Annotated in this window: 21 protein-coding genes, 1 tRNA gene and 1 pseudogene; 15 read left to right on the top strand and 8 right to left on the bottom strand. The window is 67.8% G+C overall.

From position 1 onward, the window contains the following. Positions 1-23: 23 nt before the first annotated feature. Together ACP7AR_RS09945 and ACP7AR_RS09940 are read left to right on the top strand one after the other, a co-directional pair. Complete coding sequence (locus tag ACP7AR_RS09945; RefSeq protein ID WP_426185244.1) at positions 24-902, top strand: SDR family oxidoreductase; 879 nt, start codon at positions 24-26, stop codon at positions 900-902. Then, entirely contained in the window at positions 899-1,210 is a 312-nt protein-coding gene (locus ACP7AR_RS09940) for a hypothetical protein (protein WP_426185242.1), read from the top strand. The genes ACP7AR_RS09945 and ACP7AR_RS09940 overlap by 4 nt, the downstream gene beginning before the upstream one ends. 5 nt (positions 1,211-1,215) lie before the next feature. Here the strand turns inward: ACP7AR_RS09940 and helR are convergent, their stop codons facing one another. Beyond that, complete coding sequence (gene helR, locus ACP7AR_RS09935; RefSeq protein WP_426185240.1) at positions 1,216-3,357, bottom strand: RNA polymerase recycling motor ATPase HelR; 2,142 nt, start codon at positions 3,355-3,357, stop codon at positions 1,216-1,218. 126 nt (positions 3,358-3,483) lie between these two features. On the opposite strand from helR, the gene ACP7AR_RS09930 reads away from it, so the two are divergent. The 7 genes from ACP7AR_RS09930 (at position 3,484) to ACP7AR_RS09900 (ending at position 8,233) form a co-directional block, all read left to right on the top strand. Then, positions 3,484-3,816 (top strand): DUF6804 family protein, encoded by a 333-nt coding sequence (locus ACP7AR_RS09930; protein ID WP_426185238.1) that lies wholly within the window; start codon positions 3,484-3,486, stop codon positions 3,814-3,816. A 50-nt stretch (positions 3,817-3,866) separates the two neighbouring features. Beyond that, positions 3,867-4,040 (top strand): hypothetical protein, encoded by a 174-nt coding sequence (locus tag ACP7AR_RS09925; protein WP_426185236.1) that lies wholly within the window; start codon positions 3,867-3,869, stop codon positions 4,038-4,040. 42 nt (positions 4,041-4,082) lie between these two features. Then, on the top strand, positions 4,083-5,381 hold the full coding sequence (locus ACP7AR_RS09920; protein ID WP_426185234.1) for an aminotransferase class V-fold PLP-dependent enzyme: 1,299 nt from the start codon (positions 4,083-4,085) through the stop codon (positions 5,379-5,381). Continuing rightward, a complete protein-coding gene (gene sufU / locus ACP7AR_RS09915) occupies positions 5,378-5,821 on the top strand; it encodes a Fe-S cluster assembly sulfur transfer protein SufU (RefSeq protein WP_426185232.1) in 444 nt (147 codons plus the stop codon). The genes ACP7AR_RS09920 and sufU overlap by 4 nt, the downstream gene beginning before the upstream one ends. Before the next feature lie 109 nt (positions 5,822-5,930). After that, complete coding sequence (locus tag ACP7AR_RS09910) at positions 5,931-6,800, top strand: sulfurtransferase (protein WP_426185230.1); 870 nt, start codon at positions 5,931-5,933, stop codon at positions 6,798-6,800. 61 nt (positions 6,801-6,861) lie between these two features. Then, entirely contained in the window at positions 6,862-7,503 is a 642-nt protein-coding gene (locus ACP7AR_RS09905; RefSeq protein ID WP_426185228.1) for an NADPH-dependent F420 reductase, read from the top strand. 73 nt (positions 7,504-7,576) lie between these two features. Beyond that, complete coding sequence (locus ACP7AR_RS09900; protein WP_426185226.1) at positions 7,577-8,233, top strand: GntR family transcriptional regulator; 657 nt, start codon at positions 7,577-7,579, stop codon at positions 8,231-8,233. Positions 8,234-8,269: 36 nt separating this feature from the next. On the opposite strand, the gene ACP7AR_RS09895 is transcribed toward ACP7AR_RS09900, so the two are convergent. After that, entirely contained in the window at positions 8,270-9,106 is an 837-nt protein-coding gene (locus ACP7AR_RS09895) for an SDR family NAD(P)-dependent oxidoreductase (protein ID WP_426185224.1), read from the bottom strand. Between the two features lie 125 nt (positions 9,107-9,231). Between ACP7AR_RS09895 and ACP7AR_RS09890 the strand changes: the two genes are divergently transcribed. Beyond that, positions 9,232-9,795: an asparagine synthase gene (locus ACP7AR_RS09890; RefSeq protein ID WP_426185222.1), complete on the top strand. Its 564-nt coding sequence runs from the start codon at positions 9,232-9,234 to the stop codon at positions 9,793-9,795. Between the two features lie 75 nt (positions 9,796-9,870). Continuing rightward, a tRNA-Arg gene (locus ACP7AR_RS09885) sits at positions 9,871-9,943 on the top strand. Here ACP7AR_RS09885 and ACP7AR_RS09880 read toward each other — a convergent pair. From ACP7AR_RS09880 to ACP7AR_RS09870, 3 genes and pseudogenes are all read right to left on the bottom strand, one after another. Then, positions 9,909-10,622, bottom strand: a complete 714-nt coding sequence (locus ACP7AR_RS09880; protein ID WP_426185220.1) for an HAD family hydrolase — start codon at positions 10,620-10,622, stop codon at positions 9,909-9,911. The genes ACP7AR_RS09885 and ACP7AR_RS09880 overlap by 35 nt on opposite strands. A 428-nt stretch (positions 10,623-11,050) precedes the next feature. Beyond that, positions 11,051-11,869 (bottom strand): annotated as a pseudogene (locus ACP7AR_RS09875) (DUF4073 domain-containing protein); the annotation flags it as partial. Between the two features lie 1,233 nt (positions 11,870-13,102). After that, positions 13,103-13,852: a GntR family transcriptional regulator gene (locus ACP7AR_RS09870; protein WP_426185218.1), complete on the bottom strand. Its 750-nt coding sequence runs from the start codon at positions 13,850-13,852 to the stop codon at positions 13,103-13,105. 58 nt (positions 13,853-13,910) lie between these two features. Between ACP7AR_RS09870 and ACP7AR_RS09865 the strand changes: the two genes are divergently transcribed. Further along, positions 13,911-15,398 (top strand): L-serine ammonia-lyase, iron-sulfur-dependent, subunit alpha, encoded by a 1,488-nt coding sequence (locus ACP7AR_RS09865; protein WP_426185216.1) that lies wholly within the window; start codon positions 13,911-13,913, stop codon positions 15,396-15,398. Between the two features lie 4 nt (positions 15,399-15,402). On the opposite strand, the gene hrpB is transcribed toward ACP7AR_RS09865, so the two are convergent. Continuing rightward, positions 15,403-17,961 carry an ATP-dependent helicase HrpB gene (gene hrpB / locus ACP7AR_RS09860; protein ID WP_426185214.1) on the bottom strand — a complete coding sequence of 853 codons (2,559 nt, stop codon included), beginning with the start codon at positions 17,959-17,961 and terminating at the stop codon, positions 15,403-15,405. Between the two features lie 51 nt (positions 17,962-18,012). Here hrpB and ACP7AR_RS09855 point away from each other — a divergent pair, with 51 nt between their 5' ends. Genes ACP7AR_RS09855 through ACP7AR_RS09845 form a run of 3 tightly spaced genes read left to right on the top strand, consistent with a single transcriptional unit; the run spans position 18,013 to position 20,147 of the window. Then, complete coding sequence (locus tag ACP7AR_RS09855) at positions 18,013-18,600, top strand: TetR family transcriptional regulator (protein ID WP_426185210.1); 588 nt, start codon at positions 18,013-18,015, stop codon at positions 18,598-18,600. A 51-nt stretch (positions 18,601-18,651) separates the two neighbouring features. Further along, on the top strand, positions 18,652-19,416 hold the full coding sequence (locus ACP7AR_RS09850; RefSeq protein ID WP_426185208.1) for an ABC transporter ATP-binding protein: 765 nt from the start codon (positions 18,652-18,654) through the stop codon (positions 19,414-19,416). After that, on the top strand, positions 19,413-20,147 hold the full coding sequence (locus ACP7AR_RS09845) for an ABC transporter permease (protein ID WP_426185206.1): 735 nt from the start codon (positions 19,413-19,415) through the stop codon (positions 20,145-20,147). The genes ACP7AR_RS09850 and ACP7AR_RS09845 overlap by 4 nt, the downstream gene beginning before the upstream one ends. Positions 20,148-20,233: 86 nt before the next feature. Here ACP7AR_RS09845 and ACP7AR_RS09840 read toward each other — a convergent pair whose 3' ends face one another. Continuing rightward, entirely contained in the window at positions 20,234-21,841 is a 1,608-nt protein-coding gene (locus ACP7AR_RS09840) for an SPFH domain-containing protein (protein ID WP_426185204.1), read from the bottom strand. Between the two features lie 92 nt (positions 21,842-21,933). Next, positions 21,934-22,362 carry a MarR family winged helix-turn-helix transcriptional regulator gene (locus ACP7AR_RS09835; protein WP_426185202.1) on the bottom strand — a complete coding sequence of 143 codons (429 nt, stop codon included), beginning with the start codon at positions 22,360-22,362 and terminating at the stop codon, positions 21,934-21,936. Positions 22,363-22,549 lie beyond the last annotated feature (187 nt).

Below are 22,549 nucleotides of genomic sequence, written 5' to 3'. Positions count from 1 at the left end.
CTCAACCGAGAGAGGAGACCAGAATGCAGACCGAAGATCCCCGCTATGCACACCCCGACGAAGGTTTCCCCCCGCAGCAGCAGGACCAGCCAGGGCAGACCGACCAGATGCGACCCACACCGGATCACGGTGAGGACAGCTACGAAGGTCACGGGCGGCTCGCCGGTCGGCGGGCGTTGATCACCGGCGGAGACTCCGGAATCGGACGTGCGGTCGCCATCGCGTTCGCCCGTGAGGGCGCGGACGTCGCGATCGTTCACATGCCCGAAGAGCAGGGGGATGCTGATGACACGCTCCGCCTGGTTCGCGAAGCCGGTCGCACCGGGCTCGGGATCGCCGGCGACGTGCGCGATGAGGAATTCGCGACGGAGTGCGTGCTGGAGGCGCGTCGAGCACTCGGCGATCTCGACATCCTCGTGCTGAACGCGGGATACCAGCACGATGTCGCCGGCTTCGCGCATCTGGACACCACGGCGATGCGCCGGGTGTTCGACACGAACCTCGCCGGAATGCTGTTCTCAGCGCGTGCGGCGTTCCCCAACCTGCAGCCGGGCTCGAGCATCATCGTCACGGCATCCATTCAGGCGTACGAGCCGTCGCACGGGCTGATCGACTACGCGATGACAAAGGCCGCTCAGGTCGCCTTCGTGAAAGCGCTCGCCGAAGAGGCAGGGCCGCGTGGCGTACGCGTGAACGCGGTGGCCCCAGGGCCGATCTGGACGCCGCTGATCCCCGCGACCGGGTGGGACGACGACAAGATCCGCAGCTTCGGCGCCGATACCCCGCTGGGTCGCGCAGGCCAGCCCGCCGAGCTCGCCGGCGCCTATGTGTACCTCGCCTCAGGCGAATCATCGTATGTATCCGGTGCTGTTCTGCCGGTGACTGGAGGGAAACCGCTATGACAATTGCAGCCCCGGAGCCTCCGAGGTCCAACGCGACGGCCTGGGAGGTCATCCCACTGGGACGTGGCGCGTGGCGGATCAGTGACGGCTCGAGGAAGCAGACGGATCCGGGACGCCTCGTGGCGTACGTCGACCGCAACGAGACCGGCACCCTCGAGGTGCTCTGGTTGCGGAGCCCATGCCCGACTCGCTCCAGGTACCGGGATCTCGACGAGCTCCTGGCTGATCTCGACACCGCAGTGGCGGCAGGCATGAACCCCTCCCGGGCGACCAGACCGAACGAGATCCCTCACTTCCCACCCGCGTGACCCGTTCATCCCGTGAGCACCACGAGCTCTCGGGTCGAACGCGTCATCGCCACATACCGATCGACCGCGCCTTCGATGCCGTCGCCGAAGTCCTCGGGTTCGACCAGCACCACGAGGTCGAACTCGAGGCCCTTCGACAGCGTCGGCGTGAGCGATCGTACCCGTTCGGTGGCGCTGAACGTCTCATCGCCGATGACACAGGCCGTTCCCTCCTCGTTCTCGACGATCCATGCATCGAGGATGGCGTCGCGTTCTCGCACCCCCGCGCGACGCACGGGGATGCCGCTTGCGCGCACCGAGGTCGGGACATTGGCGTCGGGAAGGGCGGCACGGATCACCGGCTCCGCCTCGACCATGATCTCCTCGGGTGTGCGGTAGTTCACAGTGAGAGAGGCCAGGTGCACGTCCTTGAGTCCCGCGTGGGTGAGCCGCTCCTGCCACGACTCGGTGAACCCGTGCCGTGCCTGCGCGCGATCGCCGACGACCGTGAAGCTGCGTGAAGGGCATCGGCTCAACAGCATCCGCCACTCGGCATCCGTCAGCTCCTGGGCCTCGTCGACGATGATGTGCGCGAACGGCCCGGACAAGGGGTCGGCGCTCGTGCGCGTAAGGGCGTCATCGTCGTCGAGGCTGTTCTGCACATCTTCTCCGCGCAGCATCGACATGAGGCCGAGATCGTCGTCGGAGGATTCCATCAGGTAATCGGCGACGCTCGCACGGTACTCCCTCTCCGCTGCCCTCGCGCGTTCGCGTTCGCGGCGCCTCCGCCCTGAATCGGGGTCGCCCACCCGGCGTCTTGCGGCGTCGAGCAGCGGAAGGTCGGATGCGGTCCACGCGCGGGCATCCTCGCGCTGCAGCAGCCTGATCTCGGCGTCGGTCATCCAGGGCGCGCATCGCCCGAGGAAGCCGGGGCTGGTCCACAACGCGGCGACGAGACCCGCCGGGTCCAGCAGTGGCCACGCGCGATTGAACGTCTGGGTCAGCGCCTCATCCTGTGCGAGCACCCGTTTCAGCTGCGCACGCGGGATCTGCTCTGCGAACCTGTCGACAACGATGTTCAGCACCGCATCCCACACCTCGTCACGTGCTTCGTTGTGCGGAGCATCCGTGTCGATGTCGAACGCCTCTTCCCAGTCGAGCGCCCGCACATGCAGATCGGCCCAGGGAGTCTCGGCGATCGTCGCCCGCTGCGGTGGCTGCTCGTACAGGCGCACAGCGGCCTCGACCGCATCGATGAGACGGCCATCGGCTTTCGCCGCAGCCACGGAAGGGTCGGCCTCTTGGGGAGCGTCTGCTGTGCCGGGGACGAGATCGCGCAGGGTGCAGGTCTGCACGCGATCTTCGCCGAGACTGGGCAGCACATCATCGACGTACGCGAGGTAGGGCTGATGCGGGCCGACCACGAGCACACCGCCTCCGCTGCCGCGCGAGATGCGGGTGTCGGAGTACAGCAGATACGCCGCGCGGTGCAGCGCGACGACCGTCTTGCCGGTACCGGGGCCGCCGTCCACGACGAGAGCTCCCGTCGAGCCGGCGCGGATGATGGCATCCTGATCGGCCTGGATGGTCGCGAGCACGTCACGCATGCGCGCTGAACGAGAGCTGCCAAGGCTCGCGATGAAGGATGACTGATCGTCCAGCGCGCCTCCGGCCGCCAGTGCTTCGGGAGTGAAGGCCTCGTCCCAGTAATCGCTGATGCGACCCCCGCTCCAGCGATACCGGCGGCGGGTGACAAGACCCATCGGATCGGCGAGCGTGGCTCCGAAGAACGCCTCTGCTGCAGGCGCGCGCCAGTCGACGAGCAGCTGACGTCCGTCGGAGCCCGTGAGACCGAGTCGGCCGATGTAGATGTGCGCGCCCTCGGCGGTGACCATGCGCCCCAGGCACATGTCGATCCCGTAACGACGGAACATGGCGAGACGCGCGTTGAGGCGGTGGATCTCCAGATCGCGTTCCACTGCTGCGCCGCCCACACCGCTCGGCGCGCTGAGGGCACGATCGAGGCGAGCGGATGCGTCGGCGATGCTGTCGCGGACGGTCTCGGCGATGGCGGCGAAGTGCGCCTCGTCGGACGAGATGAGGGCGGGATCGGCTTTGGCGACGAGACGGTCGGGGAGATGGAAAGCGCTGGTGGTGGAGAGATTCATTACGACTCCGAATCGATCGTGCCGCCGGACATCGGTGCGCACGATCGACCAGTATGCGCCCCCGAGGGGCCCTTGCCGCAAGCCCCCACCTCACCGGTAAACTGGAAGTGCGGGAAGATGGATGACATGACCTCCTCCGCCCCGCAGACGCAGCGCAACGCACTCGCACCGGGCCTGCTCGCGGCGATCGCCCTCTTCGTCTCGCCCCTGTTCACCGAGGGGCTCGGCGCGACCATCATCCTCTTCGTCGTCGCGATCCTCGCGCTGATCGTCGCCTGGTTCGCTTGGCAGGCACGGCAGTGGTGGTGGACGGTGGTCTTCGTCGGCGTCGCCGTGGTCTGGAATCCGATCTTCCCGTTCGGGTTCAGCGGTCCCGTCTGGATCGCGGCGCAGATCGTCGCGGCCGTCACGTTCATCGCCGCCGGCGCCCTGATCAAGAACGAGCGGACGACGCCGTGACGCTGCATCCATGATGGTGCGGCCACTCGATCAGGCGTAGCGTGCTCGATATGGACGATCACCGACCCGACCCCGCTGAAGAACGCCACCCCGAGAACCTCGCTGCGCACGACGAAGGCGCGTCCCTGGGCGGCGATGAATCCACTGAGGAGCAGCTCGACGCCGACAACGCGGTCGAGGAAGACACTCTGAAGTCGCTGAACCCGGACGACTCACCAGCCTGAGTCCGGGGCCCTGGCGGCGCTGACGGGTGAGAAACTTGAAGGATGAGCACTTCCCTTGATGTCACCTCACTGGCGGACGCCGAGATCCACCGCCTCCGTGAGGATTTTCCGATCCTGCGGACGCAGGTGAACGGGCATCCGCTCGTCTATCTCGATTCCGGCGCGACCGCACAGCGTCCGCAGTCGGTCCTTGACGCGGAACGCGAGTTCCTGACCACGCTCAACTCCGCCGTGCACCGCGGGGCGCATACCCTCGCCGCTGAAGCGACCGAACTCTTCGAAGACGCCCGCGCCACTGTGGCACGTTTCGTCGGCGCCGACGACGACGAGATCGTCTGGACATCGAACGCCACCGAGGCGATCAACCTCGTCGCCTATGCATTCTCGAACGCGTCCGTCGGTCGCGGCGGCGCGACTGCCGAGAGGTTCAGGCTGGGCGAGGGCGACGAGATCGTCACCACAGAGATGGAGCACCATGCCAATCTCATCCCCTGGCAGGAGCTCGCCGCCCGCACCGGCGCGACTCTGCGGGTCATCCCCCTCGACGACGAAGGTGCTCTCCGCCTCGACGAGGCCGCCGGTCTGATCGGCCCACGCACCAAGATCGTCGCCGTCACCCACGTCTCCAACGTGCTCGGCGTCATCAACCCGATCGAGCAGTTGATCGCCGCGGCTCACGAGGCGGGCGCGCTCGTGCTGCTCGACGCGTGCCAGTCGGCGCCGCATCTGCCGCTCGACGTGAAGGCGCTCGGCGTCGACTTCGCCGTGTTCTCCGGTCACAAGATGCTCGGGCCGACCGGCATCGGCGCGCTCTACGGGCGTCGTGAACTGCTCGAGGTCATGCCGCCGTTCCTCACCGGCGGCTCCATGATCACGACCGTCACGACGACGTCGGCCGAGTATCTGCCCCCACCGCAGCGCTTCGAGGCCGGCACCCAGCGGGTGTCGCAGGCGATCGCGCTCGCCGCAGCGGTCGACTACCTCTCGGAGATCGGGATGCCGAGGATCGCCGCGCACGAGGCCGCTCTCGGACGACGTCTCCTCGACGGACTCTCCGCGATCGACGGCGTCCGCGTGCTCGGCGCCGGAATCGATCTGCCGCGGGTGGGACTTGCGAGCTTCGACGTGCCAGGCATCCATTCGCATGACGTCGGACAGTTCCTCGATGACAAGGGGATCGCCGTGCGCGTCGGGCACCACTGTGCGCAGCCGCTGCACCGCAGGCTCGGCGTGACGTCATCGACACGCGCCAGCACGTACCTGTACTCGACCGAATCCGAGGTCGATCTCTTCCTCGAAGGCGTCGCAGCCACCATCAGCTTCTTCGGGGTGCGCTCATGACCTCCAGCGACCTGCAGAACCTGTACCAGGAGCTGATCCTCGATCATTCCCGCACCCCGCACGGCTTCGGCCTGCGCGACGAGGTGAAGGCGCAGTCGCATCAGCTGAATCCGACGTGCGGTGATGAGATCACGCTGCAGGTGCATACGGCATCCGACGGCACGATCGAGGCGATCGCCTGGGAAGGCCACGGCTGCGCGATCTCGCAGGCCTCGGCGTCACTGTTCGCCGAGCTCGTCGAGGGCATGACCGTGCCTGAGGTCTCCGCGCGCATCGATGCGTTCCGCGAGGCCATGCGTTCGCGCGGGAAGACCGAACCTGATGAAGAGCTGCTCGGCGATGCCGCGGCACTCGGCAGCGTCTCCCGCTACGTCGCCCGCGTGAAGTGCGCGATGCTCGGTTGGGTGGCCGCAGAGGACGCCATTCGCAAGCTGCCCTGAATCGCGGCGCTCCGGTCGCGGTCATGCGCGTGTGACGGCGTGTGTCGTCACATGAACGAGCGTGTCATCGTCGCGTGACTGCAGGGCGCATCATGCGGATGCTGGGGACATGAGCCACCTCGTCAGCGTGGCGCAGCTGATCCATCTGCAGCGCGCCGAAGAGCACGGCACCGGACCCGCCGTGCGACTGCTCGACGTGCGCTGGCGACTCGATCGGCCTGAAGGCAGGCCCGAATACCTGCGGGCGCATCTTCCTGGCGCGGTGTACGTCGACCTGGAGCATGAGCTCGCCCGTCGCGGTGAGCCGGCGGAGGGCCGGCATCCGCTTCCCGATTCCGGCGACCTGCAACGCGCCGCGCGCGGATGGGGGGTGAACGACGGAGACGTCGTCGTGGCGTACGACGACAATCGCAGCGTGCCTGCTGCCCGCCTCTGGTGGCTGCTGCGCCGGTTCGGCGTGGATGTGAGGGTGCTCGACGGCGGCATCCGTGCCTGGGCGGGCGAAGGGATGCCGCTCGAACGCGGCGACGTGCTTCCTGAGCCAGGCGGGATCACGCTCGCAGGTGACGCGGGGGGAGTGATCCTGCTCGAGCAGGTCGAGGCGTTCCGCGACGGAGGTGTGCTGCTCGATGTGCGCACGCCCGAGCAGTACAGCGGCGTGCATACCGCGACGGACCCGGTCGGTGGCCACATCCCCGGTGCGGTGAATCTTCCCGCGATGGCGACCGTCGCAGGCGACGGTCGCCTGCAGCGACCAGACGCGCTGCGCCGGATCTTCGCCCCTGCGGGTGTGGATGCCGGCACCGACGTCGCCGTCTACTGCGGCTCAGGAGTGGCGGCGATGCACACGGCGCTGGCTCTGGAACAGTCCGGAATCCGCGCGCTCGTCTATCCGGGATCATGGAGCCAATGGTCGAACACCCGAGGTCAGCCGGTCGCGGTCGGTATCCTCCCCGAGGGGCGCCTGACGCACGTATGAGGTGCGCGTGTCATCTAGGGTCATACAGGAATAGCGGTGGGCACGACCTGTTGCCTCTGACATGACAACTCTAGGAATCATCGGTGCAGGGCACATCGGCAGCCAGGTCGCACGTGCGGCGATCACGGCCGGATACGACGTCGTGATCTCGAACTCGCGCGGACCCGAGACTCTCTCGGACCTGGTCGCGGAACTCGGACCGAAGGCGAGCGCGGCGACCGCGGAGGGAGCCGGAGCCGCCGGTGATGTCGTCGTGGTCACGGTGCCGCTGCACGCGCTGTCGAAGGTCCCGGTGGAGCCCCTGGCGGGGAAGATCGTGCTCGACACCAACAACTACTACTTCGAGCGGGATGGTCAGATCGAGGCCCTGGACAAGGGCGAGACCACCGTCTCGGAGCTGCTGCAGGAGCACCTGCCCACGTCGAAGGTCGTCAAGGCGTTCAACCATATCCGCTCCGGCGACATCACGGTCGATGGGGCGCCTGCGGGATCGCCTGACCGTCGCGCGCTGGCGACCTCGAGCGACTTCCCCGATGCTGTCGAGTTCGTGACGAGGCTGTACGACCAGATCGGGTTCGACACGGTCGACGTCAGCCCGTTGAGCGAGTCTTGGCGGGTCGAGCGCGATCGTCCGGCGTACGTCGTGCGCCAGACGGAGCCGGAGCTACGGGCGAACCTGTCCGAGGCCAACCGGCTGCCCTGAGCGCGTCCGGCGCAAGCCGGAATCCGGGATACCAAATCTGGCGCAATCCACCTATGAGTGAGAGAATGCGCAAATGAGAGCGGAAAACCGGGAGCTCGAATCGTCGCGCGTGACGCGGATGCTGCGCGACGACATCGTGCTCGGTCGGCGCCTGCCGGGCTCACGTCTGGTGGAACGCGACATCGCGGCCGAGCTGAATGTATCGCGTCTGCCCGTACGCGAGGCCATCCGCGCTCTCGTGAGCGAAGGCATCGTCGTCGCGCGGCCGCGCAGTTGGGCGACGGTGCGCGAATACACGTTGCGAGACGTGCAGGACTTCGCGGAGGTCCGTGAGGCGATCGAGACGCAGATGTTCATCCTTGCCGCTGAACGCCATGACGACGCGGGAATCGAACAGCTGCTGCGACTCGTCGAGCGCGAAGAGAGCGCCGCACGCGCGGGCGATCTGGATGAGTCCAGGCTGCTCTCCGGCGCGTTCCACGAGTATGTGGCGGTGCTGGCGGGCAACGAGATGCTCAACGAGCTCGCCGGTATCTTCGCCACCCGTCTGAAGTGGGTGTTCGGTCAGCACGGCGATGTGGAGGCGATGGCTGCGGAGCATCGGCGGCTGCACGACGCGCTCCGCTCCCGAGACGTGGACGTGGTCAAGCGCCTGGTGGCTCGACATCTCGAGCAGGGTGCCGCCGCCGCAGTGAAGAAGCTCGGCGCGGGCGCGGTGTGGACGAGGTGACCCGCGCGGTCTGACGGGTTGCAGGGTCTCGTCTCGTCAACCCGTCGGGGTCGTCGTATCGGTCGCCTGTCGCAGCGCTCCGCGCATCACTCGCCAGTACCGGTTCGGCGCCACGCGCGTCAGTACATCGATCAGGCGTGCTTCGCGTCCGACCATCGCGCGGATGCTGCGCCGCTCAGTGGCACGGATGATGCGGGCCGCGGCATCCGTTGGTTCGGTGTGGTACATCGCAGCCTGCGCTGACGCGGCACGCGCGGCGACGGCGGGGTCGATCGCGGCAGCGTACCGGCCGTGCAGGATGATGCCGGTCCGCACGCCGGCCGGGTAGACCGCACCCACGGTGACTGTGCTGCCCTCCAGCTCATGGCGCAGCGCTTCGGAGAATCCCCGTACGGCGAACTTGCTCATCGAATACGGTATGCGCCCTGCCGGGGCGGCGAGGGCGTAGACGCTCGCGAGGTGCGTGATGTGCGCGGCCGGTCGGGAGCGCAATGCGGGCAGCATCGCCTTGGTGATCGAGACGGTGCCCCAGAGATTGACGTCGACCAGCCAGCGCATCTCCTCCATCGTGAGCTGGTCGAGACTGCCGAGCATGGATGATCCCGCGCACGTGATCAATGCGTTGATCCTCGGGTGCGCTGCGGTCACCGCGGCAGCGGCCGCGGCGACGGCGTCGTCGTCTCGGAGGTCGACGACGTGGGTGGTGACGGTGCCAGGGAGGTCCGTCGCGACCGATGCGAGCGCCTGCGCGTTGTGGTCCAGGAGTGCGAGGTGGGCTCCTGAGGCAGCGAGCTGCCGGGCGATCTCCGCCCCCATGCCGCTGGCAGCGCCGGTGATCACAGTGGTGTTCCCGGCAAGGGTCAGCCGTCTCATGCATCCTCCTCCTGACACGCTTCGGGTGCGTGCCAGTCGCTTCATCGCAGGTGGGGAGAACCTGTCGGGTTCTATTCTGGCCCTTTCGGCGTCGGTTGGTGACGGTACGATTTCCGAAGGAGGTTGTGTTGGGACGAACTGCGGATGCCGTGGCCGAAGGCGTCGCCATCGGGACGGCCGCGGCGCGCCTGATGGTGAAGAATCGCATTCTCGTGGGCACGATCGCCCAGGGTGGGGTGTTCGACGCGGCTCGCTATCTCGGCGATGCTCGTGAGGCGCTGCTGGCGATGGCCGATGAATCCGAACAGGCCGCCGAACGCGTGACCACATGGCGCAAGCGCGCGCGAGGGCGGCACTCCGACCCCTCGAGCACGCACGACTATCGTGACCGAGACGTGCGCAACCTCCGCCGCCGCGCCAAGCAGTCCGCAGGAGTCGCAGAGAAGCTGAGGGCGATCGCCGATGATCCCGAGCAGCTCGGCGCGCTCGTGGAAGGCGCGCGCGAGGCGGCGTGGGCAGATGTGCGCGGCAACCTGGATCGCCGGCTCCACGTCGAGGGCATGCGTCCCGATCAGGATCCCGACTACGCAGTCATGCGCGAGGCGCGGATGCAGGCGTTGCGCCTCGTCGATCTGCAGGCGTTGTCGTCCGAGCAGCGGGCGCGGCGCAAGCGGGAGCAGGACGCCTGACGCCCGGTTTCGCGTTGGGGTGCTTCGTCATGTATTCTTGCTGAGGCCCACTTCGAGAGATGTGGGCCGAGATATGCGCCCGTAGCTCAATGGATAGAGCATCTGACTACGGATCAGAAGGTTAGGGGTTCGAGTCCCTTCGGGCGCACAGAGTGTGAATCCCCTGCCGCAGATGCGGTGGGGGATTCGTCGTTCCCGGCGCCTTCTCTGCGCAAGGGCAGCCGGAGATCGTGCAGGCCGCGCCCATGCAGCGTCGGCCAGAGCGCGTCGGCGATGCCGTCGGTGAGCGGCACATCATGCGGGACGCCGACCGTGACTGCACCTGCGGCACGGGCTGCGGCCAGGCCGACCGGGGAATCTTCGATCGCGACGCAGTCCGCCGGGTTCACCCCCAGCAGCTCGGCAGCGCGCAGGTACGCGTCGGGGAACGGCTTGCCTCGTGAGACCTCGTCGCCGGTGACGGTGACGTCGAACGTTCCAGGAGGCAGCGCCCGGATGATCTCCGCCGCGTAGTCGCGGTACGACATCGTGACCAGTGCGAGGGGCACGCCAGCGGCGCTGAGCGTTGCCAGCAGGCTTCGCGCGCCCGGCCGCCAGCCGATTCCCTCGGCCATGGTGTGCTGCGTCGCCAGCTCCATCCATCGCTTGAGGAGCGCGTCGGAGGAACCCGACCCTCCGAGTTCGCGAATGACATGCGCTCCGTCGGGCAGAGCGAGCCCGACCAGCCGGGCGAGCGCTCTCGTCGGCGCTGTCGCACCGGATTCCGCCAGTATCTGCTCGGCCGCAGCGATCCAGTGGCCTTCGGTGTCGACGATCGTGCCGTCCATGTCCCACAGGACCGCGGCAGGCAGACGGGTATGTGCACGGGGGTGAAGCATTCCAACTCCTGGGTGATGCAGCCGTGCCCCCCCCGCCGGGGGGGGGCGGGGCCCCGCGGGGGTGGGCCCGAGCGGCGGAGACGCGCGGGGTCGGGGGGGGCCGGGGCGAGCCCTTCGACGGTCCCGGTCACCCGCACGGTGATCTCGTGACCCTTCCATGCGCCGGTCAGGTGGAATCGATCGGTCGTGGCACCCTCGATCAGCTCGCCATCGGCCAGCCACTGGTACGAGAACTCCGCGCCTTCCGTCCACTCGCCCTCTTCGACCGTGAGTTTCGCACCCGGCTTGATGCCGAGGTGGTGCGTCGAGACGATCTCCGGAGTGCCGGCGACGATGCCCTCCACAGTCGCGCTCGCGACCAGCGGGTTCGGGATCACGACTTCGCGCAGCCAGCTGTCGCCCGCGAAGTCGTACGCCTTCACCACGACCCGGTCGCCGTAGGCTTCGAGCGTCAGCCCCTGGTTGATGTCGCGCGTCACGATCTCACTGATGCCGGCGGTGTTCTCGCCGCGTGCATCCCATTCGACATGCATGGCAACCGTGTTCACAGCCCAGAACCCGTCGGCGTGCCCATCAGCCGTGCGTCGCTGCACTGCCCAGTCACCGAGCTCGGCGGGGTAGTGCGTGTGGCCCGAGAACACGATCGCGTTCGGGTAGTTGCCCAGGATGCTGGTCAGGCGATCGTTCATCTGGTGGTGACCGTGGTATCCGGGGATCCACGAGGCAGACACCGTGTCCCCGAGCGGGAAGTGCGTCATGACGGCGACCTGCTTGTCGAGAGCGGTCCAGTGAGCGAGACGTTCTTCGAGGAATTCGACCTGCGCATCGCTCATGGCGACGTCGGTCGGCCCTGCGAACTCCTGACCGAGAACGATCACCGGCAGATCACCCGAGGGGCCTTCGATGACGTACTCGTCCCACACGCGGTCGCGCTGTGCGAAGTCGAGGAAACGGTCCCGGTTGGCGTCGAAGCCGCCCGCGGCGTAGCGCTCGTGGTTGCCCATCGATGCGATGGTCTGACGCGGACGGATGTCGGCCGTGGCGTCCATCACGTCGTAGATCTCGTTCCACTCCGCGTCCGAACCGCTGTTCACGATGTCGCCGACCATCAGCATCCCGTCCGCACCGGGCAGGAGCTCCGCGTAGTCGGTGAGTGCGTGCTGAAGGTCTTGCGGGTGACCCTGGATGTCGCTCATGACCCACGCACGAGTGGCGTCGCCGGTCGGAGCGGCGAGCGCCTCGTGCGCGGTGACCGAATCGATCGCCCAGTATCGGGCGCCGACGTAACCGGACAGATTCCAGTTGAAGACCGCGTTCTCGGCTCCGGCCGGAACATCGACCGTGACATCCTGCGCGTAGTTCATCTGGCCGGCGTCGTAACCGTCAGCGACAGACTCCGAATCGAGTCGCAGGATCTCCGTCGGTTCGCCGCCGTCGAAGCTCACCTCGACCGTGCCGACCTGTCCGACAGCACCGCGATAGTGGCTGTCGAAGGTGAGGCGCACCGCGCCGAGTCCCTCGACCGATATGGGGGCACCGGTCAGTGTCGCGTCGAACGGCTGATCGGCGAACTGTTGGGCATCGGCCACCACGATCGTGTCGTGCGTCCGGCCGAAGCGCGTGCGCATCTCGTCGACCTCGCCGGTCCATTCTTCGCGCGTGGTGAATTGCCAGCCGCGGTAGTCGTCGGACCCGGTGTCGGCCATCGACTCATCGAAGCTGACCGACCATCCGTCGGCCCCTTCGGCACCGAACGCTTCGCGGGCGATGACCTCGTCGGTGTCGTTGCTCGTCACGATCGGGTCGATCTCGACGGCGGCATCCGGATCGCCGGGCTGGGGTCGGTCTGGATCGCCCGTGATCGTCACGGTCACCGGACCGGACAGCACGTCGTATCCGTCCTGCGCGAGCAGGTAGATCTCCCATACACCGGCGTGAAGTCCCGAGAAGCTGACCGTGCCGGACTCGGCAGGCGTGTACGCCCACTGGGTCGATGCGGTCGAACCGGGCGCGACTGACTTGGGGTAGACGCCGACCCAGTTCTTGGCGTGGGGCGCGTCGGTCGTCCACGAGAGCGCGACGGCGTCGCCCTCGAGGAGTTCCACGTTCTCGGCGGTCAGAGTCGATTCGGTCTGAGCGGTGACGGCCGACGTGCCGGTCGCACCGAAGCTGTCTGACGCGACGGCGGGGACGGAGGGAATGGCGATGAGGCCGACCGTCGCAGCGGCGACGATCGCGCGCCGCAGACGCGGGCGGGAGCGGTGAGGGGAAGGCATCGTGATCCTTTCGGTGTGCGCCGGGCTGACGCTGCCTCGAGTCTCGACACCGATCTCGAACGCTCGATGAACACCCCGCCAACGGGGCGCGAACCGGGCGCCCGAACGCGCGGATAACAGGGACGACTGTGCGCAGCTGTCCAGCCACGGCGGTCAGGAGAGGGTGCGGGTCCACCCTCCGGGGCGAGCGTCGGAGGTCGACGAGGCCTCGAATGACACAGAGTCGGGCAGATAGCGGTCCTCTGTGAGATCGATCGGGCGCCCATCGCGAGCGAAGGCCTGACGCCGGACGCGCAGCAGCGGACTCGACCGGCGTACTCCGAGCAGACGCACGTCCTCGCTCGAGGCGGCGACGGCGTCGATCCGGTGCGACCCGAATGACTCGCCGAAACCGGCGGCATCGAGCACCGCGGCATGCGAGGGGGTATCAGGGGGCAGCCCACGGAGAACGTGAGCCAGCCATCCCGGATACACGGGCCGCTCCACCATCACCACATGCCCGTCCAGGCTGCGCAGCCGCGTGAACCGCAGAACGGGCGAATCCTGCGCGATCCGCAGCAGCCGGGCCTCGTCGGCGGTTGCTGCACCTTCCTCCTGGCTTATGACGAGACCGCCGGGCGTGAGGCCGCGGTTGTGCGCCCACTGGGCGAATGATCCGAATGCGGCGAGACCTTGCGTATGCGTCGCCGATTGCACGATCCACCCGGCTCCGGAACGCGGTGAGACGACGCCGCGTCTCGCCAGCAGCGCCAGGGCGCTGCGTACGGTGCCGCGCGCGACACGATGTTCTGCGGCCAGCGCCTGCTCGCCGGGGAGCAGGGTGCCGACGGGAAACTCCCCATCGGCGATCCGCCGTGCAAGACGATCGGCGACGTGGCGATACAGCGGCGCGTCGGTGGTCACGCCATCAGTCTGGCCCACAACGGGGTGGGGCGCCGGTTCCGGAGCGTAGCCTGGAGGAGTGACAGCGTACGTCTCGGCATTCGACTTCTTCTCCATCGGAGTAGGCCCGTCGAGCTCCCATACCGTCGGTCCGATGCGTGCAGCGCTGGACTTCGCCCGCCGCCTCAGTGAGAGCGGCACGCTCACCGGGGTGACCCGCGTGACATGCACGCTGTACGGCTCGCTCGGCGCGACAGGGATCGGGCACGGCACGCCGGATGCCGTGGTCGCCGGTCTGCGCGGCCTGGCCCCCGAGACCTGTGATCCTGCCGATGTGCGTTCAGCATGGACGGACTTCCCTGCCGGTGAAGTACTTGTCATCGATGGGACGCGTGCGGTCGAGTTCGACAAGGGCGACATCGAGTTCGCTCCGCGCACCCGGTTGCCGGGGCATCCGAACGCCATGACGCTCACTGCGTTTGGAGCCGACGCAACGGCGCTGGCCGAAGAAACCTATTACTCCGTCGGCGGCGGGTTCATCCGGCGCGAAGGCGAGGACGCGCAGGTCAGCACCGGGTCGCTGCCGTTCGGATACTCCGACGCCGCCTCCCTGCTCGCGCTCTGCGATGAGCACGGCCTTTCGATCGCCGATGTCGCGCGCTACAACGAGCTGGCGCTGCGCTCGGAAGAACAGCTCGCAGCGGGACTCGACGCCATCTGGGATGCGATGGCCGGATGCGTGGAGGCAGGGCTGCACGCGGATGGTGTGTTGCCAGGCATCCTCAAAGTCAGACGCCGCGCCGGAGTGATTCGTGGACAGTTGGAGAGCGTCGAAGCCGAAGGTGGACGTGAGATCCCGGGGGAATGGCTCGGCGCCTTCGCCCTCGCGGTCAACGAGGAGAACGCTGCCGGCGGACGGGTCGTCACCGCCCCCACCAACGGTGCCGCCGGCATCCTTCCCGCCGTCGCGATGTACTGGTGGCGATTCCTCGCCGACTCAGGGTTGGGCTCCGGTAACGCCGTCACACCATACGGCGAGCTGGTCGGAAGCGCGCTGCTGGGCTTCGGCGGGGAGCCGACGAGCGTTGTGGATGCTGACGACGACGCCCGCGCTGAGGCCAATCGCAGACGCGGCATCCGCCGATTCCTGCTCACTGCCACAGCGCTCGGGTCGCTGTTCAAGGCGAATGCGTCGATCTCCGGAGCCGAGGGCGGATGTCAGGCCGAGGTCGGATCCGCCTGCGCGATGGCGGCCGGTGGGCTGACAGCGGTCATGGGCGGCACCAATCGGCAGATCGAGAACGCGGCTGAGATCGCCATGGAGCACCATCTCGGTCTCACCTGCGACCCGATCGGCGGGCTCGTGCAGATCCCGTGCATAGAGCGGAACGCTATCGCGGCATCCACTGCGGTCACCGCCGCGCGGCTCGCACTGCGCGGCGACGGACAGCACTACGTCTCCCTTGATGCCGTCGTCGAGACGATGCGGCAGACCGGAGCCGACATGTCGACCAAGTACAAGGAGACGAGCGAGGGCGGCCTCGCGGTCAACGTCATCGAATGCTGAGTCTCTAGCTCTCCGCCGCGCGGCGCTTCGTGTGACGGGTGGGTGTGGCCGACCAGGGATCCTCGGGCCATGGATGCTTCGGGTACCGGCCGCGCATCTCCGCCCGCACCTGCGAATAGGGACCGGCCCAGAACGACGCGAGGTCATCGGTCACCGCCAGAGGGCGCCCACCGGGGGAGAGCAGGTGGAAGAGCACGGGCACCCGCCCTCCGACAAGGCGCGGGGTCTCGGCCCATCCGAAGCACTCCTGCAGCTTCACGGCCACGACCGGGCGCACGGAGGGATCATCGACGGGAGGGTAGGTGAGGCGGATCCGTGACCCGCTCGGCACCTCGAGGCGTTCGGGAGCCAGAGTGTCCAGCTCTGCTGCTGCCGGCCACGGCAGCACCCGCCTGAGCGGCGAGGTCAGGTCGATCCGCGCGGCCGGAGTGCCGGTGGCCAGCGCCGACAGCTCCGGGCCGAGCCAGGAATCGAGGGTGCTGAGGAGTGCGGCATCCGACACATCCGGCCAGGGAGACCCGTTCTCGCGATGAAGCAGTGCGAGGCGTCGACGTAGGCCATCGGCCGCCTCCGACCAGGTGAACACTCCGAGCCCCTGTTCCTCCACCGCCCGACGCGCGGCATCCCGGCCTCCGTCGTCCGCCTGGACGCGCACCGGGACGGAAGAGCGCACGATCGCACCGATCCGGCGCTCGCGGCGGGCGATGACGCGGCCTTCCGCGAACTGCGCCTCGACCCGATCGGTGACCAGGTGAGCTGCGGCCCGTTCTGCCTCGATCTCCGAGATGGCCGCGGCGGCGCGGATGATCGCCCCGGTTCCGGCGGCAGCGCGACCCTGAGCGCGAGCGACTTCAGCCACGGCCACCCACTCGGCGCTGGCGAGTGGACCGGTGATCCCGGCACGTGTGCCCGAGGCGAGGAGGAAGGTGGCGCCGTCGGCCGAATGATCGACGCGGCGGGCGATCCGCTCGGGGAACGCGAGTGCGATGAGAAAGCCGGTCTGATCCACTTCTGCTCGCCCCTCACTTCCGCGCTCCGTGAACTGTATGAGACGGCGCACCTCCTGCTCCCAGCGCCGTGCATCGGGGCGTCGTCTGTTGCGCAGTGCGGTGAGGGTCGTCGTGATGTCTGCGTCCACGACACGAAGATCGCTGCTCAGCAATGCGACGACCTCGGCAGCCGCACGGGCGCCGACCGCCGTGCTGCCGTCACGGAGCGCCCGAGCAAGACGAGGATCGGTCGGGATGCGGGCGAGCTGTCGTCCTTCATCGGTGGCGCGTCCGTCTGCGCCGATCGCGCCGAGTGCGCGCAGCACGGCGACAGCATCCTTCAGGCTCTCGGCGGGGAGGGGATCGACCAGACGAAGACCCGCTCCGCCTGGTGCGCCCCAGCAGGCGAGGAGCAGTGCGGCATCCGTCAGATCGCTCGTCACGATCTCAGGGGCCGGTCGGGCCGGGGCCGCGGAGAAGGTGCGCTCATCGACGCAGCGCACCACGACACCCGGGCCTTCGCGGGTGGCACGCCCTGCGCGCTGGATGGCAGAGGCGCGGGAGGTCGGACCGGTGACCAGACCGCTCATTCCCCTTGCCGCGTCGCGTTGCGGGGCGCGGGAGAGGCACGTGTCGACGACGAGCCGTACGCCTGGCACAGTCAACGATGACTCCGCGAGTGAGGTGCTGATGATGATTCGCGCAGCCTCGCCGGTATCGCGTCCGCTGATCACGGCATCCTGCTCCCCGGCGGAGATCTGGCCGTGCAGCTCACGGACGTCGAACTCGGCGGCGATACTTCGGATGCGACGGGCCACCTCTGCGACCTCGCGCGCACCAGGAGCGAAGACGAGGGCGTCGGCGGTCGGATCGGTGCGTGCCATACCGCGGTGCGCGTCGACCGCTGTGCGCGCGACGTGATCGAGGAACGACCGAGTCACACCACGCTCATCCAATCGAGGAGAAGGGCTCGGTGCCCAGCGAACATCGAGCGGATGTGCAGGGACGGTCTGGGTCACGACCGGGGCGGGGGAGGCATCGGTGCCGAGGACCGTCGCGAACCGCTCGGCATCGAGCGTCGCCGACATGGCGACCACGATGAGGTCTTCGCGCAACTCGCGCACCTCGCCGAGCAGGCCGATCAGCAGATCGGTCTCGAGAGCGCGTTCGTGCACCTCGTCGATCACGACCGCACCGATCCCGTCGAGGCCAGGATCATCGAGCAGCCGGCGCAGCAGCACACCCGCGGTGACGAACTCGATCACCGCGGAGCGCTCCACCTTGCGCTCGCCGCGGACCGTGAATCCCACGCGGGTGCCGAGGGGCGAGCCGTCCAGGTGCGCGAGTCTTCGTGCGGCCGCGCGGGCGGCGACCCGGCGGGGCTGGGTGACGATCACGCGGCCAGGTACTCGACCGGCGATGACCGGCGGGACGAGTGTGGTCTTTCCTGTTCCCGGTGGCGAGCTGACGACGACAGAGGCGCTCCGATCGAGTGCCGCGTGCAGATCATCGACGGCCGACGCGAACGCGAGCCCGCGACCGATCCTCGACAGGTCGAACGCCGCAGTGGTCACGCCCCCAGTCTCTCGCGTTCCGCGGATGCACCGGCGCGTAGGCTGAGCGACATGGCCACGGTGAGGCGACGCGGACGTCCGCGCGGAGAGACGGATTCCCGCGAACGGATCATCTCCGCCGCCGTCGACGAGTTCGGCGAGCACGGCTATGACGGATCGACGATCCGTGCGATCGCGACCAGAGCAGGCGTCGACAGCGCTCTCGTCCATCATTATTTCGGCACCAAGGCCGATCTGTTCGCGGCGGCCATGGGCATGCCGATCAGGCCGGATCTCGCGATCCCCGAGATTCTGTCGGGCCCCCGTGACGAGGTCGGCGAACGAGTGGTGCGCTTCGTTCTGCAGGCGTTCGAACAGCCCGAAGTGCGCCGCCGCGGGGTCGCACTGATGCGGGCCGCGATCGGCAGCAAGCTCACGACTCCTGTGCTGGCGGGATTCCTATCGCGCGAACTGCTCGGGCGCATCGCACGCGCGCTCGACGCTGATGACGCGGCGCTGCGTTCGACGCTCGCGGCGTCGCAGATCGCGGGGCTGTTGATGGCGCGCTATGTGCTGAAACTGCCGCCGATCGCTGAGGCTGGAGTCGACGAACTCGTGACGCGGATCGGGCCCACAGTGCAGAGGTATCTGTTCGATTGATCGCCGTTGCGGGTCTTGACGACGCAGCATCCGAAGCGCACAATTCATCACATGATGAATATCTCGAGCGTGGAGGTGGCGCAACTGCGTGTGCGGCGTGGAAAGGTGCGCGTCTTCGACGGTGTCGACGTGTCCATCCCGCGCGGGCAGATCACCGGACTGCTCGGTCCGTCAGGGTGCGGCAAGACCACGCTGATGCGCTCGATCGTCGGGGTGCAGCGCGTCGAATCGGGCACGGTCACGGTGCTCGGTGAGCCGGCGGGATCGCGTGCGCTGCGACATCGCGTCGCCTACGGCACACAGGATGCTTCCGCATACGATGACCTGACCATCCGGCAGAACCTGCGCTACGTCGGGGCGCTCCTGGGCGCGCCTCGCGATGCCGTCGACCGCGTGATCGCCGACGTCGGGCTCACGGCACAGGCCGATCAGCTCGTCTCTTCGCTCAGCGGCGGCGAGGGCAGCCGTGTTTCGCTCGCCATGGCGCTGGTCGGATCTCCCGAGCTCGTCGTGCTCGACGAACCGACCGTCGGACTCGACCCTGTGCTGCGCGCCGAGCTATGGGGTCAGTTCCGGGGCCTGGCCGAGCGCGGCGTGACCCTGATCGTCTCGAGTCACGTCATGGACGAGGCGCTGCGCTGCGACCGCCTGCTGCTCATGCGCGCAGGGCGCATCATCGCCGACACGACGCCGAAGGGGCTTCTCGCGGACACGGGAGCGGAGGATCCGGATGCTGCGTTCCTCGCCCTGATCGAAAGAGATCAGCAGCACCACTTGGACACGCGCAAGTCACGTCGGGCGGAGTCGGGAGAATGAACGGCATCCGGCTCTTCGCCACCGCGGGTCGCGTGCTCTCGCAGCTGCGGCACGACCCTCGCTCGATCGCGCTGATGCTCATCGCGCCGAGTCTGCTGGTCGGGTTGTTCGCGTGGCTGTTCAGCGACCAGGAGGGCGTCTTCGACCAGTTCGGCGGACCGATCCTCGCGCTGTTCCCGTTCATCGTGATGTTCCTGATCACGTCGATCACCACGCTGCGTGAGCGTCGTTCGGGAACGCTGGAACGACTGATGACGACGCCGCTGGCGAAGAGCGACTTCATTCTCGGCTACGCGCTGGCGTTCGGACTGATGGCGCTGCTGCAGGCCGTGATCACGGTCTCGTTCGCGGTGTGGGTCTGCGGGCTGGAGACGGACGGCCCGCTGTGGCAGCTGGGGCTCGTCGCCATCGTCGACGCGCTGCTCGGTACCGCGCTCGGGCTGCTGGCCAGCGCGTTCGCGCAGACCGAGTTCCAGGCCGTGCAGTTCATGCCGCTGCTCGTGTTCCCGCAGATCATCCTCGGCGGCCTCTTCATGCCTCGCGACCAGATGCCCGACGTGTTGCGCGCGATCTCGGACTGGTTGCCGCTGAGCTATGCGATCGACACGATCAACGCCGTCTCCGCAGGGGAAGAGGGGTGGGATGTGTTCGGACCGCTGCTGATCGTCGTCGCCTTCATGCTGGGCGCGCTGGTGCTGGCGTCGCTCACCCTGCGTCGGCGCACGCCGTAGGCGAGAGTCAACCGAAAGAGCGGATGCCGCGGCCGATGTGGCACGCGGCATCCGCTCTCTGTTCTTCTGGCTACTCGGTCTTCGGACTACTCGGCCGATGCAGGAGGTGGCGGGGGAGCGGCAGCCGACTCGGCGGCCTTCGCCTTCGGTTTCTTCGCCGGGGCAGGCGCCTGAGCATTCGCGATGCCGTCGCCGATGCCGCGGCCGACGGCCTGGCCCTGGATGATGGCGGCGAGGTCGAGGCCGGTGGCCGAGCTCACACTGTCGAACACTGACTTCAGCGCCTTCGCGCTGTCGGCGCCGACCACTCCCGAGGCGCCGTCTTCGCCGGAGCTGCCGATGATCGAGACGCTTCCGATCGTGGCGTAGCCCTTGGCGAACTCGCTCATGATGTTCGGAAGCACGTCGAGAACGCGCTGCGAGAGGAAGGCCTCCTGGTTGGATGCGATCGCCTTCGCCTCTGCCTCGAGTGCGGCGGCTCGTGCTTCACCCTCGGCGCGGATCGCGTCGGCCTCGGCGTTCGCGCGCAGGCGGCGCGCTTCCGCCTCTGCTTCGGCGAGAGCGCGGAGGGCATTGGCCTCACCCGTGGCCTTCGCCTCTGCGGCTGTGGCCTCACCCGCCGCGCGTGCCTTGTCGGCCTCTGCCTGCTGCTCGGCGATACGCGTGCGTGCCTCTGCCTGCTTGACCTGCTCGATCGCGCCGGCCTCCGCCGCACGCTCGCGGGTGTACAGCTCGGCCTGGGCGCGGGTCTCGGCCTCGTATCGCTGGGCGTCGGCGACGCGCTTGACGTCGGCATCCAGCTGCGCCTGGCGGTTCTCGGCCTGCTGCTGCAGCACGGCCTGCTGGGCCTGTTCGCGGGCGAGATTCTCGGCCTGCTCCGCCTCTGCGCGGGCGCGGCCGATGCCCGCGTTCGAGTTCGCCGTGTTCGTGTCGAGCGCGGTCTGCTCGATCAGGTTGGCTTCCTTGTTGGCGATGTTCTTCTGGTTGATCGCGCGGTCGGCGTTCGTCTGCGAGATCTCGGCGGACTGACGTTTGGCCTGGATCTCGGGGGCGCCGAGCGACTGGATGTAGCCGACTTTGTCGGTGATGCCCTTGATCTGGAAGGAGTCGAGGATCAGGCCCTGCTCGGCGAGCTCCTGCGAGACGTCGGCGGCGATCTGGTCGGAGAACTTCTTCCGTTCGCGCATGAGCTCGACGACGGAGAGGGTCGCGACGATGCCGCGGAGCGCACCCTCGAGCTGCTCGGTGGTGAACTGTTCGATCGCGGCATCCTGCGAAGCGAATCGCTCGGCCGCGCGGCGCACGTAGAGCGGGTCGGAGCCGATCTTCACGATCGCGACGCCGTCGACGTTCAGCGTGACGCTGTCGAGCGACTGCGCTTCGGCGTTCAGCGAGACCTGACGCGAGCGCAGCGAGATGATCTCGTGGCGCTGCGTGATCGGGTTGACGAGCGATTTGCCGTTGACGATCACCGTGACGGGGGAGTCGACGCTCTCAGAGCTGCTGGTGCCGTCGGCGGCGAGGATGGCGCGTTGCACCCTCTGCTTGCGGCCCGAGATGACGAGCGCCTCATCCGCGCGAGCGACCTTGATCCAGCTGCGCGCGAACAACAGCACGATCAGCCCGACCACGATCAGGACGACGACGGCGATGCCGACGAGAATCAGAATGCCGACAGCTCCGGCGATCTCCATGAAAGTTCCCTCCCTGCCTCCGCGTCTGCGAAGACTGCTTCTGCATCGACTATGTCAGAGATCGGTGCGTCACCGATGGGGAGGGATGCCCGCTATGCGCCGCGCAGTTTTTGGGTGAGCTCGTGCAGCGTGCGCAGTTCGTCGTCGTCGAGTTTCGACATCCGCTGCGCGATCGAACGTCCGTGAACCGTCGCTACGGCGCGGAATGCACGGGCACCCTCTTCGGTCGCCCGGATCAACGCGCCGCGGCCATCGTCAGGGTCGGGGCATTTCTGGATCAGGCCGCGCGCGACCATGCGGTCGACGAGTCGGGAGACGCTCGGCTGGCTGATGAGCATGTTGGTCGTCACGTCGCGAAGGCGCGCAGTCATCTCCGGGGAGCGGACGACCGTGAGCAGGACGTCGTACTCCGCCTGGGTGATGGCAGTGCCGTCGAAGTCAGCGGCCATTGCCGCGAAGAGCTCGTGCTGGGCGCGAAACAGGCTCTCCCAGGTCTCGAGGGCGAGCTTCCGATCCGTCATGCATACAGATTAGTAGGAATGGTGAAGGGCCGGTCGGAGAGGCTCCCGACCGGCCCTTGTCCCTTGCACCAAGAGTGTCCTGCAATCACATTCGGTGGATGCCACAGCAAACATTCACCGTGTGATTACTGTATAACGGGGCGGTAACGAATGCAACGGTTTGGTCACGGAAAGTTTTGCGCGGCTC

This window comes from Microbacterium sp. TWP3-1-2b2 (assembly GCF_049896145.1).
Lineage (GTDB): Bacteria > Actinomycetota > Actinomycetes > Actinomycetales > Microbacteriaceae > Microbacterium.
The sequence above is the reverse complement of the archived record's forward strand: the minus strand, read 5'-3'. Positions and strand labels throughout refer to the sequence as shown.

What these genes read in the sequence shown, in the direction of transcription:
- ACP7AR_RS09945 (WP_426185244.1), top strand. Translation starts at nt 24, where the DNA reads ATGCAGACCGAAGATCCCCGCTATGCACACCCCGACGAAGGTTTCCCC.
- ACP7AR_RS09940 (WP_426185242.1), top strand. Translation starts at nt 899, where the DNA reads ATGACAATTGCAGCCCCGGAGCCTCCGAGGTCCAACGCGACGGCCTGG.
- helR (WP_426185240.1), bottom strand. Translation starts at nt 3,357, where the DNA reads ATGAATCTCTCCACCACCAGCGCTTTCCATCTCCCCGACCGTCTCGTC.
- ACP7AR_RS09930 (WP_426185238.1), top strand. Translation starts at nt 3,484, where the DNA reads ATGACCTCCTCCGCCCCGCAGACGCAGCGCAACGCACTCGCACCGGGC.
- ACP7AR_RS09925 (WP_426185236.1), top strand. Translation starts at nt 3,867, where the DNA reads ATGGACGATCACCGACCCGACCCCGCTGAAGAACGCCACCCCGAGAAC.
- ACP7AR_RS09920 (WP_426185234.1), top strand. Translation starts at nt 4,083, where the DNA reads ATGAGCACTTCCCTTGATGTCACCTCACTGGCGGACGCCGAGATCCAC.
- sufU (WP_426185232.1), top strand. Translation starts at nt 5,378, where the DNA reads ATGACCTCCAGCGACCTGCAGAACCTGTACCAGGAGCTGATCCTCGAT.
- ACP7AR_RS09910 (WP_426185230.1), top strand. Translation starts at nt 5,931, where the DNA reads ATGAGCCACCTCGTCAGCGTGGCGCAGCTGATCCATCTGCAGCGCGCC.
- ACP7AR_RS09905 (WP_426185228.1), top strand. Translation starts at nt 6,862, where the DNA reads ATGACAACTCTAGGAATCATCGGTGCAGGGCACATCGGCAGCCAGGTC.
- ACP7AR_RS09900 (WP_426185226.1), top strand. Translation starts at nt 7,577, where the DNA reads ATGAGAGCGGAAAACCGGGAGCTCGAATCGTCGCGCGTGACGCGGATG.
- ACP7AR_RS09895 (WP_426185224.1), bottom strand. Translation starts at nt 9,106, where the DNA reads ATGAGACGGCTGACCCTTGCCGGGAACACCACTGTGATCACCGGCGCT.
- ACP7AR_RS09880 (WP_426185220.1), bottom strand. Translation starts at nt 10,622, where the DNA reads ATGGACGGCACGATCGTCGACACCGAAGGCCACTGGATCGCTGCGGCC.
- ACP7AR_RS09855 (WP_426185210.1), top strand. Translation starts at nt 18,013, where the DNA reads ATGGCCACGGTGAGGCGACGCGGACGTCCGCGCGGAGAGACGGATTCC.
- ACP7AR_RS09850 (WP_426185208.1), top strand. Translation starts at nt 18,652, where the DNA reads ATGATGAATATCTCGAGCGTGGAGGTGGCGCAACTGCGTGTGCGGCGT.
- ACP7AR_RS09845 (WP_426185206.1), top strand. Translation starts at nt 19,413, where the DNA reads ATGAACGGCATCCGGCTCTTCGCCACCGCGGGTCGCGTGCTCTCGCAG.
- ACP7AR_RS09840 (WP_426185204.1), bottom strand. Translation starts at nt 21,841, where the DNA reads ATGGAGATCGCCGGAGCTGTCGGCATTCTGATTCTCGTCGGCATCGCC.
- ACP7AR_RS09835 (WP_426185202.1), bottom strand. Translation starts at nt 22,362, where the DNA reads ATGACGGATCGGAAGCTCGCCCTCGAGACCTGGGAGAGCCTGTTTCGC.